Genomic DNA, 18,123 nt, shown 5'->3' with positions numbered 1-18,123 from the left:
CGACAGCGTATCGACCAATGGGAAGTGCAGAAGCAATGATGAATCAATTAGCCAAACGATTAAAAAATGGAAGAGCATGGAGCAAAAAAGGGGTCATGAGCATGGCACGTTTGTGGATTGGGTTGAAGGATGATCTATCTATCCAAACGATATATGGAAAATGGGAAAAAGCCACGGAAAAATCAAAGAAAGAGCATCGACCGAAAAGAAAAATATCCACAAAATTAGTAACAGAAACCGTGCGTCAGAACCTGCCATACTTAAATCAGGCGATTGGAAAACCCATTCACTTTGCCTTACAGGGATTAAAAGGTTTTTAAAAAAAGAGAGAATCAACAGTTGGAAGAACAAAACCAATTAGAAAGCGGATACAATCTTAGAGGTTTTACTTTATAAAAAAGGGAGCTAAAAAAACTCCCACAAAAACTTGACTCAATCAGCGGGGAACCGCTCCTTTCTTTTTGCATGGTAATATGTTAAAATGTTCAAGGCTCATGACAGCGAAAATGATGGATGGTTAAAGTTATCCTGAGTTTTTCTGACATGGGTTTTTATTTTGTTAGCCCAAAATAGGAAGGAACTTATTAATTTCCAAAAGGAATACATAGCTATTTAGTAGCAGGGTTTGATAAAATACAAAAAGGAATGAGTTTTTGCATAGGCTGTTTGTACGAACTTTATTTAGATAAAAGGAACAATAAATTTGAAAATAGTCTTCGGTTAAAAATTATTTAAACTGAAATTGCGCTCTAAACGTTTGGAGGAAATAATGTGGCAGTAAAACAAATTGTAATGTTTCCAGATCCGGTGTTAGAAACACCATGTGAGGAAGTTACAGTATTTGATAAGAAATTAGCAAAGCTACTAAACGATATGTATGATACAATGATTGAATTTGATGGTGTCGGCCTTGCTGCACCGCAAATCGGGATAGCAAAACGCATAGCCGTAGTAGATATTGATGATGAAATGGGTACACTGGAATTAATTAATCCTATTTTATTAGAAGTAGACGGCTCTCAAGTCGGACCAGAAGGCTGCTTAAGCTTTCCTGGATTATTCGGGGATGTTGATCGTCCGTTTTCAATTAAAGTAGAGGCTCAAAATAGAAAAGGAAAAAAATATATAATAGAAGCAGAAGAATATTTAGCACGGGCGATTTTGCATGAAATGGATCACTTAGATGGAGTATTATTTACTTCTAAAGTAATTCGCTATCTAGAGGAAGATGAGCTAGAAGGAGTGGAAGCAAATGACTAAAGTAGTATTTATGGGAACTCCAGACTTTTCTGTTCCTGTATTACAAAGATTATTAGAAGAAAAGTATGATGTGATTGCTGTTGTTACCCAGCCTGATCGTCCTGTTGGCAGAAAAAAAGTGCTAACACCGCCACCAGTAAAGGTAGAAGCGCTAAAGCATAATATCCCTGTATATCAACCAGAAAAAATTCGTCAATCAGAAGAGTTAAAGACAATTATTTCCCTAAATCCAGATATAATCGTGACTGCTGCGTTTGGACAAATTTTGCCAAAAGAGCTATTAGATGCACCGAAATACGGTTGTGTAAATGTTCATGCATCCTTGCTTCCTGAATTAAGAGGCGGAGCCCCAATTCATTATAGTATTTTACAAGGAAAAGAGAAAACGGGTATTACGATTATGTATATGGCAGAGAAATTAGATGCTGGTGACATTATCTCCGTTGCAGAAGTGAAAATTGAAGAAGAAGATACAGTAGGAACACTTCATGATAAATTAAGTGTTGTTGGAAGTGATTTATTAGCTGAAACTTTGCCTAAACTGTTAGCAGGAGAAATTATTCCTATTCCTCAAAAGGACGAGGAGGCAACGTTTGCACCGAATTTGAAACGTTCAGATGAGAAAATCGATTGGTCGACTTCTGGAGAAGAAGTTTATAATAAAATTCGTGGCTTAAATCCATGGCCAGTAGCCTTTACCCTATATCAAGGGAAAGTGATGAAAGTATGGGCAGGAAAGAAAGTAGCGAAAACGGAAGAAGCGGCTCCTGGAACAATTGTAGAAATCACAGATCAAGGTCCAGTTATAGCAACGGGCAATGACACCTATATTCAATTAACAGAAGTGCAACCAGCAGGGAAGAAGAAAATGGATATTGGTCAATTTTTACGCGGCGCTGGCAGCAAGATGCAAGTAAATGAAGTATTAGGAGTAACAAATGAAGAAAACTAGAAAAAATGTTCGGGAAGCAGCGTTGGATATTTTGGAGAGTATTCAAAAAAATCAAGCGTACAGTAATCTATTATTAAATACAACGATTAAAAAAAATGAGATTCCCTCAAAGGATATTGGTTTGCTAACGGAAATCGTATATGGGACACTTCAACGAAAAATGACGCTTGAATTTTATCTTCATCCTTTGATTAATAAAGGAAAGAAAATGGAAGCTTGGGTGCATATTCTTTTACAGATGACACTGTATCAAATAATATATTTGGATCGCATTCCAGATCATGCTGCAATCAATGAAGCGGTAGAAATTGCGAAAAAAAGGGGTCATAAAGGAATTAGCGGCCTAGTAAATGCTGTTTTACGGAATATCCTTAGACAGGGCTTGCCAGCTTTTAGCGGAATTCAAGATGAAATAGAGCGACTTGCTATTGAAACAAGTCATCCCCGCTGGCTTGTAAAAAGATGGGTGGAGCAGCTAGGGCTAGAAGAAGCGAAGAAGATGTGTGAAATTAATTTAACAGCACCAATGCAAACAGCTAGGGTAAATACTACAAAAATCTCTGTCTCAGAATGCATATCCCTTTTAACAGAAGAAGGATTCCAAGTTGAAGCTAGTGGGGTAATTCCAGAAGGGATTAAGGTATTAAAAGGAAATGTAGCCCATTCAACTGCTTTTGAAAAAGGAATGTTAACAATTCAAGATGAAAGCTCTATGATTGTTGCTTATGCACTAGATGTAGACAAGCCGTATTCTGTATTGGATGCTTGCGCCGCTCCTGGTGGTAAATCGACACATATTGCGGAGAAGATGAATAAGGAAGGAAAAGTTCTTTCCATTGATCTTCATGAGCATAAAGTAAAGCTTATTAAGCAAAATGCAGAACGTTTGGATTTATCAACGATTGAAACAAAGGCAATGGATTCAAGAAAGCTAGATAGCAGCCTTGAGAAAGAAAGCTTTGACCGTATTCTTCTTGATGCACCATGTTCAGGTTTTGGCGTAATGAGAAGAAAACCGGATATGAAGTATACAAAAACAGAAGCAGATGTTGATCGTTTGCAAAAAATTCAATTGGATTTATTAGCTTCTGTCTCTTCCCTCTTAAAAAAAGGTGGATTATTAGTATATAGTACATGTACGATTGATAAAGCAGAGAATGAAGAAGTGGTAGAAAAATTTTTGGCGGACAATTCCCATTTTGAAAGAGATTTAACTTTAGGGGAACGATTACCGGCCGACATTAAACAATATACAGATGGAAACGAATTACAGATTTTACCGCAGTATTTTGGCTCCGATGGCTTTTATATTGCAGCATTAAGAAAGAAGGTGCAATGATGGAACAAGTAAAAACATCATCAAGAAGAAGACAAAAGGCAGAACCAACTATTCCCTCGATTTACTCAATGGAATTACAAGCATTAAAGGATTGGCTAACAGAACATAATGAAAAGGCATTTCGTGCTGACCAAATTTTTGAATGGCTATATAAAAAGAGAGTAACCTCTTTTGAAGATATGTCTAACTTATCAAAAAATCTACGGCTAATGCTGCAAGAAAATTTTACGATTACAACATTAAACACGCTTATTCAGCAAACATCTAATGATGGAACAATTAAGTTTTTATTTGAATTACATGATGGGTATTCCATCGAAACCGTTTTAATGCGCCATGAATATGGCAATTCTGTATGTGTAACAACACAAGTAGGCTGCAGAATCGGATGTACATTCTGTGCTTCTACATTAGGTGGATTAAAAAGAAATTTAGAAGCAGGAGAAATCGTTGCTCAAGTCGTAAAAGTACAACAGGCATTAGATGAATTAGGTGAACGTGTAAGTTCAGTTGTTATTATGGGAATTGGCGAACCATTTGATAACTTTGCTAGTATGTTAAGTTTCCTAAAAATTATTAATCATGAACAAGCGTTAAATATTGGTGCAAGACATATCACTGTTTCAACTAGTGGTATTATCCCAAAAATTTATGAATTTGCAGACCAAAATATGCAAATAAACTTTGCTGTTTCCCTACATGCTCCAAATACAGAGCTAAGAAGCAGACTAATGCCGATCAACCGCGCTTATAAACTACCTGATTTAATTGAAGCAATTCGTTATTATGTGGATAAAACAGGAAGACGAGTAAGCTTTGAGTATGGTCTGTTTGGTAATGTAAATGATCAAGTGGAGCATGCAGAAGAGCTAGCTGAGCTTGTAAAAGGAATAAAGTGCCATGTTAACTTAATTCCTGTTAACTATGTACCAGAAAGAGATTATGTAAGAACACCGAAAGATCAAATCTTTTTATTTGAAAAAACGTTAAAGAAACATGGAGTAAATGTAACAATTCGTCGTGAGCAAGGTTCAGATATCGATGCTGCATGTGGACAGCTTCGTGCGAAGGAGAGAAAAGAAGAGACGAGGTGATCACCTTTGAGTCAAATTTTTATGACTGATAAGGGGAAAGTTAGACAACATAATGAGGATAGTGGAGCAATTATTAGAAATAAAAGCGGTCAACGCCTTGCCATCGTAGCAGATGGCATGGGCGGACACCGTGCAGGTGATGTTGCAAGCTCTCTCACTGTTGAAAAATTGACAGAGCTTTGGGCAATGGTAGAAGAAATTCAAACTGCAGATGAAGCAGAAAACTGGTTGAAATCCAATATATTAAAGGTCAATCAATATGTTTTCGACTATGCTTCGACCCATCCAGAATGTGAAGGCATGGGAACAACCATTATTGGTGTCATCAGTACAGAGAATTTTTCGACGATTGCACATGTGGGGGACAGCAGATGCTATCTATATAATGAAGATGGCTTTAAGCAAATAACAGAAGATCATTCCTTAGTAAATGAATTAGTTCGTATGGGCCAAATTTCCAAAGAGGATGCTGAACATCATCCGCGAAAAAATGTCGTATTACGAGCACTAGGAACAGATGCCCAGTTAGATATTGATGTGATGACGATTATGTTTGAAGAAGGGGACATTATTTTTATTTGTTCCGATGGATTATCAAATAAAGTAACAGATCAACAAATGAAAGAAGTCCTTGAAAAAGAGTATTCGCTTGAAGAAAAAGCTTCTACTTTAATTGAAACAGCTAATATAAATGGTGGGGAAGATAATATCACTGTCGTTATATTAGAGCATCAGGATGATCATCAAGCAGGTGACAAGCAATGATGATTGGGAAAAGAATAAGTGGTCGCTATAAGGTATTAGATATGATTGGCGGAGGTGGAATGGCAAACGTCTATCTTGCGCATGATATGATTCTTGATCGAGATGTAGCAGTCAAAATGCTAAGACTTGATTATGTCAATGATGAAGAATTTATTAAACGATTTCACCGGGAAGCACAATCAGCAACAAGCTTAGCTCATCCAAATATCGTTAGTATTTATGATGTTGGGGAAGAAGGAGACATCTATTATATTGTAATGGAGTATGTGGAAGGCGATACATTAAAACAATATATACATAAAAATTCACCGCTTTCTGTCGAGACAGTTATCGCAATTATGCAACAAATTACATCGGCAATCGCGCATGCCCATCAGAACCATATTATTCATCGGGATATTAAACCTCATAATATTTTAATAGATAAAGATGGGAATGTAAAAGTAACCGATTTTGGAATTGCCATGGCATTAAGTGCAACAAGTATTACCCAAACAAATTCTGTGCTAGGTTCTGTTCATTATTTATCACCAGAGCAGGCGCGTGGCGGAATGGCGAATAAAAAGTCTGATATTTATTCCCTTGGGATTGTGATGTTTGAATTATTAACAGGAAGACTTCCTTTTTCAGGAGAATCTGCGGTTTCGATTGCGTTAAAGCATTTGCAGTCTGAAACACCTAGTGTTAGAAGATGGAATGAAGGAATTCCACAAAGTGTAGAAAATATCGTGCTAAAAGCTACCGCAAAGGATCCTTTTTATCGATATAATAGTACAGAAGAAATGTCTGATGATTTGCGCACTGCCCTTGATCTGGAAAGAATGGATGAACCTAAGTTTGCGATTCCAATTGATGATGAAGCAACAAAAGCAATCCCTGTCATCACCAATGATGGTTTGTATAAAAATTTTGATGAAACGATTGTTCATAAATATGATAAAGAAGAACCTGGGAAGCAGCAAGTAGAAGAAAAGCCGAAGAAGCCAGAAAAGAAAGGGAAAAAAACCAAGAAAAAAGACAAGAAAAAAGGTAAGAAAATAGCTGCAATTATTGTTTCGACCTTTATTGTATTAGTATTACTAATGGGTTTGGTGATATTTGTCTTGCCAGACTTGCTTGAACCAGAAGATATTGAAGTTCCAGATGTCACTGGTCTAGAAGTGGATGAAGCGAAGGCAGAACTTGAACAAAATGGATTTGTTGTGTCTGACACCATCAGCTTAAATAGTGAGGACATTGAAAAAGGACATGTCATTAAAACAAGTCCAAGTGCGGGTAGTGCCCGGAGAGAAGGGACAGAAATTACCGTTTACGAAAGCTTAGGAAAAGAGACAGTGGTCTTAAGTGATTATGTCGGTAGAAATTATGAAGATGTTGTTAAACTATTAGAAGGGTTTAAAGATGTCGACAGTGTAGAAGAATTTGATGAGAACGAACCACCAGGAACGATATTAGCCCAAAGTATTGAACCAAATGAGGAAGTAGTTCCAGGGGAAACAACCATTGAGTTTACTATCAGTAAAGGTGCAGAGCTAATTAGCATAAAAGATTTAACGGATTATACGAAAAAAGAAGTAAATGATTACGTTGACGATGTTGGATTAAAGGTAACGTTTACTGAAGAATATAGTGATTCAGTAGAAAAAGGATTGGTCATTTCACAATCACCAGAGCCTAGAACGAACTTGAAAAAAGGGGCGGAAATTTCCGTTGTCTTGTCTAAAGGAAAGAAAGAAGTACAGCCGAAAGAAGTAATGAAAGAAATTTCGATCCCTTATGAACCAACTGAAATGACACCTGAGGGAAAGCCAGTTGAACAAACAGTAAGAATTTATATAGGTGATTTTAATAATAGCATGACAGAACCTGCTGAAACGTTTACGATCACTGAAAATACGAAAAAAACAATCTATCTTCAGATTCCAGAAGGGCAAAAAGGGTACTATCGTGTGCAAATTGATAGTGTTGTTATCCTTGATGAAGAAGTTCCCTACCCAGATTAATGGATAAGTTGAGCTTGGTTTGAAATGTTGGTAAAAGGGAATGCTTCTTTTTAGACACATATAAAAATGGTTTAAGAGGCTAAAAGTAGTAAGGAGCGTTATATGTATGCCTAAAGGCAAAATCATTAAAGCATTAAGTGGATTTTATTATGTATTAAGTGAAGGGCAATTAATACAATGCCGAGGAAGAGGCGTTTTCCGAAAAAATAAGGTGACCCCTTTAGTAGGGGATGAAGTAGTTTTTCAGGCGGAGAACGAGACAGATGGTTATATATTAGAAGTAAAAGATAGAAAAAATGAACTGGTAAGACCGCCAATTGCAAATGTAGATCAGGCGATTCTTGTATTCTCAAGCGTAGAGCCTGAGTTTAGCACAGCATTATTAGATCGTTTTCTTGTGCTAATCGAATATAACAGAATTGATCCGCTAATCTGTGTAACGAAAATGGATTTAGCAAGCAGCGATGAAGTAGCAAAAATGAAGGAGTTTGCAGCACAATACGAAGCTGTTGGATATCCTGTCATTTTAACCTCTTCTGAAACCGAAGCAGGGATAGAACAGCTATTGCCCTATTTAAAAGATAAAATATCCGTGTTTGCCGGACAATCAGGTGTAGGAAAGTCTTCCTTATTAAATGTAATTAGACCAGATTTAGACTTAAAGACAAATGAAATCTCTTCAAGTTTAGGTAGAGGAAAGCATACAACAAGACATGTAGAGCTTATTTCCATTGGTGATGGACTTATCGCAGATACACCAGGCTTTAGCTCACTTGAATTTCTTGAAATAGAAGCAGAAGACTTAAATTATTGTTTTCCTGAAATAGAAAAAGTAAGCGAAGACTGTAAATTTAGAGGCTGCCTCCATCTTTCAGAACCTAAATGCGCTGTCAAAGAAGCTGTGGAAAACAACGAAATTCCAGCATATCGTTATGAGCATTATAAAGATTTCCTTCAAGAAATTAAAGATAGAAAACCTAGATACTAGGGTAACTGGACTTTCTATGTCCATGATAAAGCAGATTCTTTCTATAGCTATTTGTAGGAATTGTTTGATTGGCAGTTTGGCCATACAAGCAAAGTAAACAAAGGGTTATATAAAAGAGTCTGCATTTTTGTATAGAAATAGATAGAAAGAAAAATAAAGGAGGAGAACAATGATTGTGCATATTATGGCCGGTGGTCCTAAGCAGTATATTCCTGATTTAGAAAAATTCCCGAAAGATGTTTGTTGGATTGGAGTCGATAGAGGCGTTATGTATTTGATGGAAAAATCAATCCCCATATATGCCGCTTTCGGTGATTTTGATTCTATTTCACAAGTTGAGTTACACAAGATGGAAGAAAAAACAGGGATTATTAAACGCTTCAAACCAGAAAAAGATGAAACAGATATGGAGCTTGCACTTCTATGGGCGATTAAAGAAGGAGCAACTGTTATTAGACTATTCGGTGCAACGGGTGGGAGACTTGATCATACAATAGCTAATCTTCAGCTGTTACTTAGAAGTGCTATCGACAATCAAAATATAGAAGTGGAGATAATCGATAAACAAAATAGTGTAGCGGTTGTCCAAGCGGGCGCCTATACTATTGACAGAATGAGTGAGTATAAGTATATTTCATTTTTCCCTTATAGCACAAAGATTGTAGGTCTAACTTTAGAAGGTTTTAAATACCCTTTAGTAAGGAGAAACCTTCCTGCTAGCAGCACATTATGTATAAGTAATGAACTAATTCGAGAAACTGGTACTTTTTCCTTTGATGAAGGCATATTAATGGTAATAAGAAGTTGTGATTAAAATTTGACTAATCATGGTACCAATTTGTTTTATCTGAATAGGATATGTAAGTGCTAGGGATGTTTATTGATTAAGGAGGGACAGTATTCATGAGATTTTATACCATTAAATTGCCGAAATTTTTAGGGGGACTTGTCCGAGCAATGTTAGGAACCTTTAAGAAGGACTAACAAAAAATTCTGCGGATTTTTTTTGTAAAGACAACCTTTCGTGAATAGGGCGGAGAATATCGAAAACTTACTGTACTTATATGGTTTAGCTTTTAGAGTTGGTTAGAGTTAGAAAGACAAAATAAAAAAGGACATGTGACATGTCCTTTTTTATTGCGATCTGATTAAACGCGTTCTACTTTACCAGATCTTAATGCTCTAGCAGATACCCAAACACGTTTAGGCTTACCGTCTACTAAAATACGAACCTTTTGAAGGTTAGCTCCCCAAGTACGTTTGTTAGCGTTCATAGCATGGGAACGAGCATTACCTGTAGTTGTTTTTCTTCCAGTGATAACACATTTACGTGGCATGTATATTTCCCTCCTTATTACAGAAACTCATTAAAATGAGTTTGAAAAGTCATAGATAGCAATTTACTTATAGTCTGCTAAATAATCCTCGTTACAGATACCTTAATAATTTATCATACAACTTAAATGAATGCAATAGTTGGATTAAAAGCTTTCAAGAAAATTTCCTTGACATCAAAACTATGTTGTTTATTCCAAGTCTTTATGGGAATAGTAAAATTAGTAACTTTTTTCTGAATTTATGCCAATGCTTTAATAGAAGTATTGTTTTGTTATATAATATTAATAAGCTTTTTAACTATAGCTTTCAAAAAAGTAGTGGTTATAGTAAAATGTCAGTAGTCAAGGAGCAATTCCAAAGGGGGAAAACTCATGTCCATTGAACTAAAAACGAATTTCGGACAGATTGATATATCTACAGAAGTGATCGCTACAATCGCAGGTGGGGCAGCAATAGACTGCTATGGTATTGTTGGAATGGCGTCAAAGAGTCAAATTAAAGACGGTCTAACAGATATTTTGCGAAAAGAAAACTTTACACGTGGTGTAATCGTTCGAAAAGTGGAAGAAGAAGTACATATTGATATGTATATCATTGTAAGTTACGGAACGAAAATCTCCGAGGTTGCGCACAATGTTCAATCAAAAGTAAAATACACACTCAATAAGACAGTTGGACTTGCCGTTGACTCGGTTAATATTTACGTTCAGGGAGTTCGTGTGACGAACCCGTAGTAGAGGAGGAAACACAGTGTCAATTACAGTTTTAGAAGGAAAGCGTTTTGCCGAAATGGTAATCCAAGGTGCAAACCATTTATCCTCTAATGCTAAATATGTAGATGCGTTAAATGTTTTTCCAGTGCCAGATGGAGATACAGGGACGAATATGAATTTATCGATGACTTCTGGTGCGAAGGAAGTTCAAAAGAATATTCAATCACATATCGGTAAAGTTGGAACCTCATTATCAAGAGGTTTATTAATGGGAGCTAGAGGAAATTCAGGGGTTATTCTTTCTCAATTATTTCGTGGATTTTCCAAACATATTGAGCAAAAGGAATCGATAACTGGTCAAGAATTTGCAGATGCTTTACAATTTGGTGTGGAAACAGCATATAAGGCAGTAATGAAGCCTGTAGAAGGAACCATTCTAACAGTTGCGAAAGATGCCGCGAAGAAAGCGGTTCAATCTGCAGAAACGAATGATGATATTATTGCTATCGTCGAAGATACAGTGAAAGAAGCAAAAGCATCTTTAAATAGAACACCTGACCTATTACCTGTTTTAAAAGAAGTAGGTGTAGTAGACAGTGGTGGGCAAGGATTAGTATTTGTCTATGAAGGCTTCTTAGCTGAGTTAAAAGGTGAAAAACTTCCTGATGCTGTACAAAATGTTGTTTCAATGAACGAATTGGTAAATGCAGAGCATCATAAAAATGTTCACAGCTATATCAATACAGAGGATATTGAATTTGGCTATTGTACGGAATTTATGGTTCGTTTAGAACAGGAAAAACTAGGAAACAAACCTTTTTCAGAAGAAGATTTTAGACAAGCATTAAGCAAATATGGAGATTCTTTATTAGTTATCGCAGATGATGAGATTGTTAAAATTCACATACATTCTAATCAGCCTGGTGAAGTATTAACATTTGGTCAAAAATACGGTAACTTAGTAAAAATGAAAATTGAAAACATGCGCGAACAGCATAGTAGTTTAGTGGATGGGTCTGAAGGAGTAGAAGAACCAACAGCACATTCTGCAGAAGAACAAAAAGAGTATGGAATTGTAACAGTTTCAATGGGAAGCGGAATCGCAGATCTTTTCAGAAGCATTGGCGCTCACTATGTAATTGAGGGCGGCCAAACGATGAATCCAAGTACGGAAGATATTGTCAATGCTGTAAACCATATAAATGCGAAAAAGGTCTTTATTTTACCAAATAATAAAAATATTATTATGGCAGCAGAACAAGCAGCGGAAGTATTGGAACAGGATGTTGTTGTCATTTCTTCTAAAACGGTTCCTCAAGGAATGTCAGCATTGTTAGCTTTCAATCCTTCTACTGATTTAGAATCAAATGAAAAAAATATGAAAGCTGCACTTGAACATGTTAAAACAGGCCAGATTACGTATGCAGTCAGAGATACTAGTATTGATGGCCTTGAAATTGAAACAGGCGACTTTATGGGACTTGCAGAAGGTAAAATTGTTGTAAAAAGCAAGGATAAAACAGAATCTGCAATGGAGCTCTTAAAGTCCATGATTGATGACGAATCAGAAATTGTAACGGTAATTAAGGGAGAAGAAGCGACGCAAGAAGAGGTTGAAACGCTTGTATCCTTTATCGAAGAAAATTATGAAGATGTGGAAGTAGAAGTTCATGACGGAAAACAGCCACTATATTCCTTCATCTTTTCAATCGAATAATCATTAGCTAAAAAAGGGTGTGCCTTAGGAGAGGTATGCCCTTTTTTGTTTATTTTTGGAGGTAGAATGGTCGGGATGGATTGGTAATTTTGTTTGAAGAAGAGCGCTTGAGAAGGTATCTGTTACTTTGAAGGGGAGTAGTTGAACGAAAAGGTAACAGAGAATCGGTCTCAGAGCTCAAGCAGTGCAGAAAAAGCACCTTAAGATAACAGAGAGGCGGTCTCTAAGCCCGAGCAAGGAAGAAAAAGCCGCCTATGGTAACAGAGAAATTCCTCCCTATAATCCCCAAAGCAAACAAATCCCAGCTATATTAACTTTTCATATCAATCAATATATATAAAGCCTTTACCGTCCCATTCATCAAAATAAAGAGAACGATAAGAATTAGAACCATATATTAATATAGTATGATATTATATAGTGTAATGAATTGAAACAGCATATTACTGAAAATGATTTTAGGGCATTTAAGGGGAGATAAAATCCATGAAATATAAAAGTGTTTTTGATATCATTGGTCCGGTCATGATTGGTCCGTCCAGTTCTCATACAGCTGGCGCAGCAAGGATTGGAAGAGTGGCGCGAAATCTTTTTGAAAGAGAACCGAAATGGGTAAATATTCATTTATACGGTTCATTTGCTGAAACGTATAAAGGGCATGGTACAGATGTAGCTATCATTGGCGGAATTCTTGATTTTGATACATTTGATGAACGCATTAAAGAATCATTAGAAATTGCAGAACAGCATGGAATACAGGTAGCATTTCATATAGAAGAAGCCATCCCAGAGCATCCGAATACAGCTAAAATTCATCTAGGAGACGAACAAGGAGAAATGGAGCTAGTTGGCATTTCGATTGGCGGTGGAAAAATTGAAATTACGGAGCTTAATGGTTTTCAGTTAAAGCTTTCTGGGCATCATCCTGCGATATTGGTAGTCCATAATGATCGTTTTGGAGCAATTGCAAAGGTTGCAAATGTATTGGCTAAATATGAAATAAATATTGGACATATGGAAGTTAGCCGTAAAGAAATAGGGAAATTGGCTTTGATGACAATTGAAGTCGACCAAAATATAGAAGAATCGATATTAAGAGAACTTGAACAATTGGATTCGATTGAAAAAGTCACAACGATTGTGGAATAAAGAGGGAGGGGTAAATATGTTTCGTAACGTAGCAGAATTGGTAGAGATAGCAACAACTAGAAATTTACCGATTTCCGAAATGATGATAGAACAAGAAATGAAAGTAACTGGAAAAACAAGAGAAGAAATTGTATCCCAGATGGAAACAAATCTTCAGGTTATGGAGCAAGCGGTCGAAAGAGGATTAAATGGAGTGGTTTCTCATTCAGGATTAACTGGTGGAGATGCTGTGTTGCTCCAAAACTATATTAAAAAAGGCCAATTTCTGTCTGGAGAAATTATTTTAGACGCAGTAAGTAAAGCTGTTGCAACAAATGAAGTAAATGCTGCCATGGGAATGATTTGTGCAACTCCAACAGCTGGTTCTGCAGGTGTTGTGCCTGGGACATTATTTGCCGTGCAAAATAAGCTGAATCCAACAAGAGAGCAGATGATTGCATTTCTTTTTACTTCTGGAGCTTTTGGATTTGTAGTAGCAAATAACGCATCCATTTCTGGTGCAGCAGGCGGATGTCAGGCAGAAGTTGGTTCTGCTGCTGGAATGGCTGCTGCCGCAATTGTAGAAATGGCGGGGGGAACCCCAGAACAATCAGCACATGCGATGGCTATTACGTTAAAGAATATGCTTGGTTTAGTTTGTGATCCAGTGGCTGGTTTAGTGGAAGTTCCTTGTGTAAAGCGAAATGCAATGGGTGCCGCGAATGCGATGATTGCAGCGGATATGGCGCTTGCAGGTATTAAAAGCCGCATTCCTTGTGATGAAGTAATTGATAGTATGTACCGAATTGGTCAGGCAATGCCGACAGCACTGAAAGAAACAGCACGGGGAGGGTTGGCAGCAACACCAACTGGTCGCAGACTGGAAGCTGAAATCTTTGGTAGCACAGCTGCCGCTAACAAGTGAATGAGTCTTTACAGCAATCCGTTGAACAGATAAAGGGCGTCGGACCTGGAACAAAAAAACAATTAGAAGAAATGAATATTCATACAATTAATGATTTGCTAGAATATTTTCCTTATCGCTATGAGGATTATCGTCTGAAAAACCTCGAAGAAATCAAGCATGAAGAAAAAGTGACGGTGGAAGGGAAGGTTCATAGTGAACCGTCCCTTATTTTTTATGGAAGAAAGAAATCGAGATTAACGATAAAACTATTGGTAGAACATTATTTAATTACGGTCGTATTCTTTAATCAACCCTATTTGAAAAGCAAATTAGCTGTCCAAGAATTGATTACCGTAACAGGAAAATGGGATCAGCATCGCCAAACAATAACGGCAAATCATTTGCAAATTGGCAGTAACCAAAAAGGGCATTTATTTGAACCAGTTTATGCGGTTAAGGGGAATATGACCGTCAAAAATTTACGGAAATATATTTCGTCTGCCTTAAGTCAATATGCCCATCTAATCGAAGAAAACTTTCCCGCTTCGATGCTAACAAAATATCGGCTTCTTCCAAGGAAGGAAGCATTGCAAATTATCCATTTTCCTGAAAAAAGGGAAGACCTAACCCAAGCAAGAAGAAGGTTTGTATACGAGGAATTTCTCTTATTCCAATTAAAAATGAGTGCATTAAGAAAATACGAAAGAGAGCATTCAGGCGGAAAAAGTCAGCGTTATTCTCTTGAGAAACTAACAACGTTTATAGAAGCTCTTCCTTTCCCGTTAACAAATGCTCAAAAAAGAGTCGTAAACGAAATTTTAACAGATATGAAAGCAGAGGTGCGAATGAACCGCCTCTTGCAAGGAGATGTAGGATCGGGAAAAACAATTGTTGCTGCCATCGTTTTATATGCATCTATTCTTTCTGGTCATCAGGGTGCATTAATGGCGCCGACGGAAATTCTTGCAGAGCAGCATGCAGATTCTCTACATCAAATCTTTTCTGCTTTCGGGGTAACATGCGGATTGTTAACAAGCTCTGTTAAAGGAAAAAAGAGAAAAGAGTTGCTTTCCCAATTAAAAGAGGGAAAGATCGATATTTTAATAGGTACACATGCACTAATTCAAGATGATGTTGAATTTCAATCATTAGGGCTAGTTATCACAGATGAGCAGCACCGTTTTGGCGTGGAGCAAAGAAGAATACTCCGAGAAAAGGGCGAAAATCCAGACGTTCTGTTTATGACAGCAACCCCCATTCCAAGAACTCTTGCCATTACTGTATTTGGAGAAATGGATGTCAGTATTATTGATGAAATGCCTGCAGGGCGCAAAAATATTGAAACATATTGGGTAAAGCATGATATGTTAACAAGAATTTTGCAGTTTATGGAGAAAGAGCTTCAGCAAGGAAGACAAGCCTATGTAATTTGTCCATTAATCGAGGAATCGGAGAAACTAGATGTCCAGAATGCCATAGATGTTCATGCAATGCTATCCACATTTTTCCACGGAAGATATAAGGTTGGATTGATGCACGGAAAGCTCCATGCAGATGAAAAGGATCAAATGATGAAACAGTTTAGTCAAAATGATATTCAAGTTCTTGTAAGTACAACGGTTGTTGAGGTTGGTGTTAACGTTCCAAATTCGACGTTTATGCTCGTGTATGATGCAGAACGGTTCGGATTATCGCAATTGCATCAGCTTAGAGGGAGAGTTGGAAGAGGAGATGCACAGTCCTATTGTGTCCTAATTGCAGATCCGAAAACAGATGTTGGAAAAGAACGAATGAAAATCATGACCGAAACAGGCGACGGTTTCGTGTTAAGTGAGAAGGACTTAGAATTAAGAGGACCAGGCGATTTCTTTGGGAAAAAACAAAGCGGACTGCCAGAATTTAAAATGGGAGATATGGTGCACGATTATCGCATCCTAGAAACAGCTAGAAATGACGCAACCATCTTAATTGAATCTGTTGCATTTTGGCAAAATGACGACTATAAAGCACTAAGAGATACTTTGAAAGAAACAGGTGTCTTAAACGGCGGAAAATTAGATTAGCAGAACAATATTTCCCAGTAAATAACTAGCAATTTGATGGGATAGTCTTACAAATTCTAATTCAAACTCTCAGTAGGCTTAAGTGGAAATCAACGGGCATACTTTGGGATTATGAGAGAGTGGCATTTCCAAAATCTCCACTAGCAATTTGGCACCAAAACTTCGGCTTGCATTCCAACTTCATAAATTATATACTACTATTAGTACCTAGTCTTAATAGTGCGGTGGTGTTAATAAATGAAGAGAAACAAGCGAGAACGGCAACAGCTGTTAGTGGAGACAATTAAAGAAACACCTTTTATTACAGACGAGGAATTAGCGGAAAAATTCTCTGTTAGTGTACAGACGATAAGATTAGATCGGTTAGAATTATCCATTCCAGAGCTTAGAGAGCGAATTAAAAATGTGGCAAAAAAATCACTGGAAGATGAAGTGAAAGCATTGCCGATTGAAGAAGTAATTGGCGAAATAATCGATATGGAATTAGATCATTCAGCTATATCTATCTTTGAGGTACAACAAGAACATGTCTTTACAAGGAATGGAATAGCAAGGGGACATCATCTCTTTGCACAAGCTAATTCTCTTGCTGTTGCTGTAATAAACGATGAACTTGCACTTACAGCTAAAGCCAATATTCATTTTACAAGATCAGTAAATTTAGGTGAACGAATTATTGCAAAAGCAAAAGTAAGTCATATAGATAGTATAACGGGAAGAACAACGGTAGAAGTTAATAGTTACGTGAACACGGAGCTAGTTTTTAAAGGTGAATTTGATATGTACCGTGCCAAAAAATAAAGGAGCAATCGTTATGATGAAAATTGCAATCGATGCAATGGGCGGAGACAATGCCCCAAAAGAAATAGTAATTGGTGCTCAAAAAGCAATTGAAGCTTTTTCAGATTTAGAAATACTTCTTGTTGGAGATGAAAAGCAAATTCAATCTTTTCTTACCAATAAAGAAAGAATCCATATTTTACATACAGAAGAGCAAATTTTAGCAACAGACGAACCAGTAAGAGCAGTACGCAGAAAAAAAACAGCGAGTATGGTTCTTGGTGCAACAGAAGTAAAGGAAAATAGAGCAGACGCATTTATCTCTGCAGGTAATACAGGTGCGCTAATGGCAACTGGATTATTTGTAGTCGGTAGAATGGAAGGCATAGATCGACCAGCACTTGCTCCAACTTTACCGACTATTGGTGGAGAAGGATTTCTTTTATTAGATGTTGGTGCAAATGTAGACGCCAAACCAGAAAACTTAGTTCAGTATGCAATGATGGGAAGCATCTATTCAGAAAAGGTTAGAGGAATTTCAAAACCAAGAGTTGGCTTATTGAATATTGGTACAGAAGAAAAAAAGGGCAATGAATTAACAAAGAAAACCTTTGACCTTCTCCAAAATACTAATATCCATTTCATCGGAAATATGGAAGCACGTGATTTGCTTGATGGAGTATGTGATGTTGCTGTTACAGACGGATTTACAGGAAATATGATTTTAAAAACAGTAGAAGGTACAGCGATGTCGATGTTTAAAATGATTAAGACAGAGTTAATGAGCAGTTTTACTTCAAAAATGGCTGCAGCTGTATTAAAGCCGAATTTAAAACAAATAAAAAATAAATTGGATTATTCGGAGTATGGGGGAGCTGCTTTATTTGGCTTAAATGCTCCAGTAATCAAAGCACATGGTTCATCTGACAGCCAAGCAATCTTCAGTGCAATCAGACAAACAAGAGAGTTTGTGCAATCTGGTGTAGTAAATCAGATCAAGGATGCAATGGAGCATGAAGCGTAAATTATATAGAAGCAACGTAAACACAGGTCTCGAATAGGAAGAAGAAGGAGAG

At 37.0% G+C, this 18,123-nt stretch carries 17 protein-coding genes and 1 pseudogene; 17 read left to right on the top strand and 1 reads right to left on the bottom strand.

The window, feature by feature from the left end; translation table 11 throughout:
- The 10 genes and pseudogenes from ACTNDN_RS18840 to spoVM all read left to right on the top strand — a co-directional run.
- Positions 1–320: pseudogene (locus tag ACTNDN_RS18840) on the top strand (ISLre2 family transposase); the annotation flags it as partial.
- A 451-nt stretch (positions 321–771) separates the two neighbouring features.
- Positions 772–1,260, top strand: a complete 489-nt coding sequence (def, locus tag ACTNDN_RS18835) for a peptide deformylase (RefSeq protein WP_284561031.1) — start codon at positions 772–774, stop codon at positions 1,258–1,260.
- Positions 1,253–2,212 carry a methionyl-tRNA formyltransferase gene (gene fmt, locus ACTNDN_RS18830; protein WP_284561032.1) on the top strand — a complete coding sequence of 320 codons (960 nt, stop codon included), beginning with the start codon at positions 1,253–1,255 and terminating at the stop codon, positions 2,210–2,212. Before def ends, fmt begins: the two co-directional genes overlap by 8 nt.
- Positions 2,199–3,551 carry a 16S rRNA (cytosine(967)-C(5))-methyltransferase RsmB gene (rsmB, locus tag ACTNDN_RS18825; RefSeq protein WP_441131780.1) on the top strand — a complete coding sequence of 451 codons (1,353 nt, stop codon included), beginning with the start codon at positions 2,199–2,201 and terminating at the stop codon, positions 3,549–3,551. Before fmt ends, rsmB begins: the two co-directional genes overlap by 14 nt.
- Positions 3,548–4,645: a 23S rRNA (adenine(2503)-C(2))-methyltransferase RlmN gene (gene rlmN, locus ACTNDN_RS18820; RefSeq protein WP_031534388.1), complete on the top strand. Its 1,098-nt coding sequence runs from the start codon at positions 3,548–3,550 to the stop codon at positions 4,643–4,645. Before rsmB ends, rlmN begins: the two co-directional genes overlap by 4 nt.
- Positions 4,646–4,651: 6 nt before the next feature.
- Positions 4,652–5,410 carry a Stp1/IreP family PP2C-type Ser/Thr phosphatase gene (locus ACTNDN_RS18815; protein WP_441131778.1) on the top strand — a complete coding sequence of 253 codons (759 nt, stop codon included), beginning with the start codon at positions 4,652–4,654 and terminating at the stop codon, positions 5,408–5,410.
- Entirely contained in the window at positions 5,407–7,413 is a 2,007-nt protein-coding gene (gene pknB, locus ACTNDN_RS18810) for a Stk1 family PASTA domain-containing Ser/Thr kinase (RefSeq protein WP_441131776.1), read from the top strand. The genes ACTNDN_RS18815 and pknB overlap by 4 nt, the downstream gene beginning before the upstream one ends.
- Before the next feature lie 106 nt (positions 7,414–7,519).
- Positions 7,520–8,401: a ribosome small subunit-dependent GTPase A gene (gene rsgA, locus ACTNDN_RS18805; protein ID WP_441131774.1), complete on the top strand. Its 882-nt coding sequence runs from the start codon at positions 7,520–7,522 to the stop codon at positions 8,399–8,401.
- Between the two features lie 169 nt (positions 8,402–8,570).
- Complete coding sequence (locus ACTNDN_RS18800; RefSeq protein WP_441131772.1) at positions 8,571–9,215, top strand: thiamine diphosphokinase; 645 nt, start codon at positions 8,571–8,573, stop codon at positions 9,213–9,215.
- A gap of 89 nt (positions 9,216–9,304) precedes the next feature.
- Positions 9,305–9,385 carry a stage V sporulation protein SpoVM gene (gene spoVM, locus ACTNDN_RS18795; RefSeq protein ID WP_016201070.1) on the top strand — a complete coding sequence of 27 codons (81 nt, stop codon included), beginning with the start codon at positions 9,305–9,307 and terminating at the stop codon, positions 9,383–9,385.
- A gap of 164 nt (positions 9,386–9,549) precedes the next feature.
- On the opposite strand, the gene rpmB is transcribed toward spoVM, so the two are convergent.
- The gene (rpmB, locus tag ACTNDN_RS18790) at positions 9,550–9,738 is read right to left on the bottom strand and encodes a 50S ribosomal protein L28 (RefSeq protein ID WP_016201071.1); all 189 of its coding nucleotides are present in this window, start codon (positions 9,736–9,738) and stop codon (positions 9,550–9,552) included.
- 372 nt (positions 9,739–10,110) lie between these two features.
- Here rpmB and ACTNDN_RS18785 point away from each other — a divergent pair, with 372 nt between their 5' ends.
- The 7 genes from ACTNDN_RS18785 to plsX all read left to right on the top strand — a co-directional run bounded on the left by ACTNDN_RS18785 (position 10,111) and on the right by plsX (position 18,071).
- Positions 10,111–10,473 carry an Asp23/Gls24 family envelope stress response protein gene (locus tag ACTNDN_RS18785; protein ID WP_031534397.1) on the top strand — a complete coding sequence of 121 codons (363 nt, stop codon included), beginning with the start codon at positions 10,111–10,113 and terminating at the stop codon, positions 10,471–10,473.
- Positions 10,474–10,489: 16 nt separating this feature from the next.
- Positions 10,490–12,169, top strand: coding sequence for a DAK2 domain-containing protein (locus tag ACTNDN_RS18780; RefSeq protein ID WP_441131770.1), 1,680 nt, complete (start codon positions 10,490–10,492; stop codon positions 12,167–12,169).
- A gap of 486 nt (positions 12,170–12,655) precedes the next feature.
- Positions 12,656–13,318 carry an L-serine ammonia-lyase, iron-sulfur-dependent subunit beta gene (gene sdaAB, locus ACTNDN_RS18775; RefSeq protein ID WP_441131768.1) on the top strand — a complete coding sequence of 221 codons (663 nt, stop codon included), beginning with the start codon at positions 12,656–12,658 and terminating at the stop codon, positions 13,316–13,318.
- Positions 13,319–13,334: 16 nt separating this feature from the next.
- On the top strand, positions 13,335–14,222 hold the full coding sequence (gene sdaAA, locus ACTNDN_RS18770; protein WP_441131766.1) for an L-serine ammonia-lyase, iron-sulfur-dependent, subunit alpha: 888 nt from the start codon (positions 13,335–13,337) through the stop codon (positions 14,220–14,222).
- Entirely contained in the window at positions 14,219–16,267 is a 2,049-nt protein-coding gene (recG, locus tag ACTNDN_RS18765) for an ATP-dependent DNA helicase RecG (RefSeq protein ID WP_441131765.1), read from the top strand. Before sdaAA ends, recG begins: the two co-directional genes overlap by 4 nt.
- 237 nt (positions 16,268–16,504) lie before the next feature.
- On the top strand, positions 16,505–17,068 hold the full coding sequence (gene fapR / locus ACTNDN_RS18760) for a transcription factor FapR (protein ID WP_031534407.1): 564 nt from the start codon (positions 16,505–16,507) through the stop codon (positions 17,066–17,068).
- Positions 17,069–17,084: 16 nt separating this feature from the next.
- Positions 17,085–18,071 carry a phosphate acyltransferase PlsX gene (plsX, locus tag ACTNDN_RS18755; protein ID WP_251627397.1) on the top strand — a complete coding sequence of 329 codons (987 nt, stop codon included), beginning with the start codon at positions 17,085–17,087 and terminating at the stop codon, positions 18,069–18,071.
- Positions 18,072–18,123: the final 52 nt, after the last annotated feature.

Source organism: Niallia sp. HCP3S3_B10 (genome assembly GCF_052064465.1).
GTDB classification, from domain to species: Bacteria; Bacillota; Bacilli; order Bacillales; family Cytobacillaceae; genus Niallia; species Niallia hominis.
Note: the sequence above shows the minus strand (reverse complement) of the source record. Positions and strands in the feature narration are given on the sequence as shown.

Coding starts and splice junctions, on each gene's coding strand:
- fapR (WP_031534407.1), top strand. CDS start 16,505: ATGAAGAGAAACAAGCGAGAACGGCAACAGCTGTTAGTGGAGACAATT.
- plsX (WP_251627397.1), top strand. CDS start 17,085: ATGAAAATTGCAATCGATGCAATGGGCGGAGACAATGCCCCAAAAGAA.
- rpmB (WP_016201071.1), bottom strand. CDS start 9,738: ATGCCACGTAAATGTGTTATCACTGGAAGAAAAACAACTACAGGTAAT.
- rsgA (WP_441131774.1), top strand. CDS start 7,520: ATGCCTAAAGGCAAAATCATTAAAGCATTAAGTGGATTTTATTATGTA.
- rlmN (WP_031534388.1), top strand. CDS start 3,548: ATGATGGAACAAGTAAAAACATCATCAAGAAGAAGACAAAAGGCAGAA.
- ACTNDN_RS18785 (WP_031534397.1), top strand. CDS start 10,111: ATGTCCATTGAACTAAAAACGAATTTCGGACAGATTGATATATCTACA.
- spoVM (WP_016201070.1), top strand. CDS start 9,305: ATGAGATTTTATACCATTAAATTGCCGAAATTTTTAGGGGGACTTGTC.
- ACTNDN_RS18800 (WP_441131772.1), top strand. CDS start 8,571: ATGATTGTGCATATTATGGCCGGTGGTCCTAAGCAGTATATTCCTGAT.
- sdaAA (WP_441131766.1), top strand. CDS start 13,335: ATGTTTCGTAACGTAGCAGAATTGGTAGAGATAGCAACAACTAGAAAT.
- pknB (WP_441131776.1), top strand. CDS start 5,407: ATGATGATTGGGAAAAGAATAAGTGGTCGCTATAAGGTATTAGATATG.
- fmt (WP_284561032.1), top strand. CDS start 1,253: ATGACTAAAGTAGTATTTATGGGAACTCCAGACTTTTCTGTTCCTGTA.
- rsmB (WP_441131780.1), top strand. CDS start 2,199: ATGAAGAAAACTAGAAAAAATGTTCGGGAAGCAGCGTTGGATATTTTG.
- sdaAB (WP_441131768.1), top strand. CDS start 12,656: ATGAAATATAAAAGTGTTTTTGATATCATTGGTCCGGTCATGATTGGT.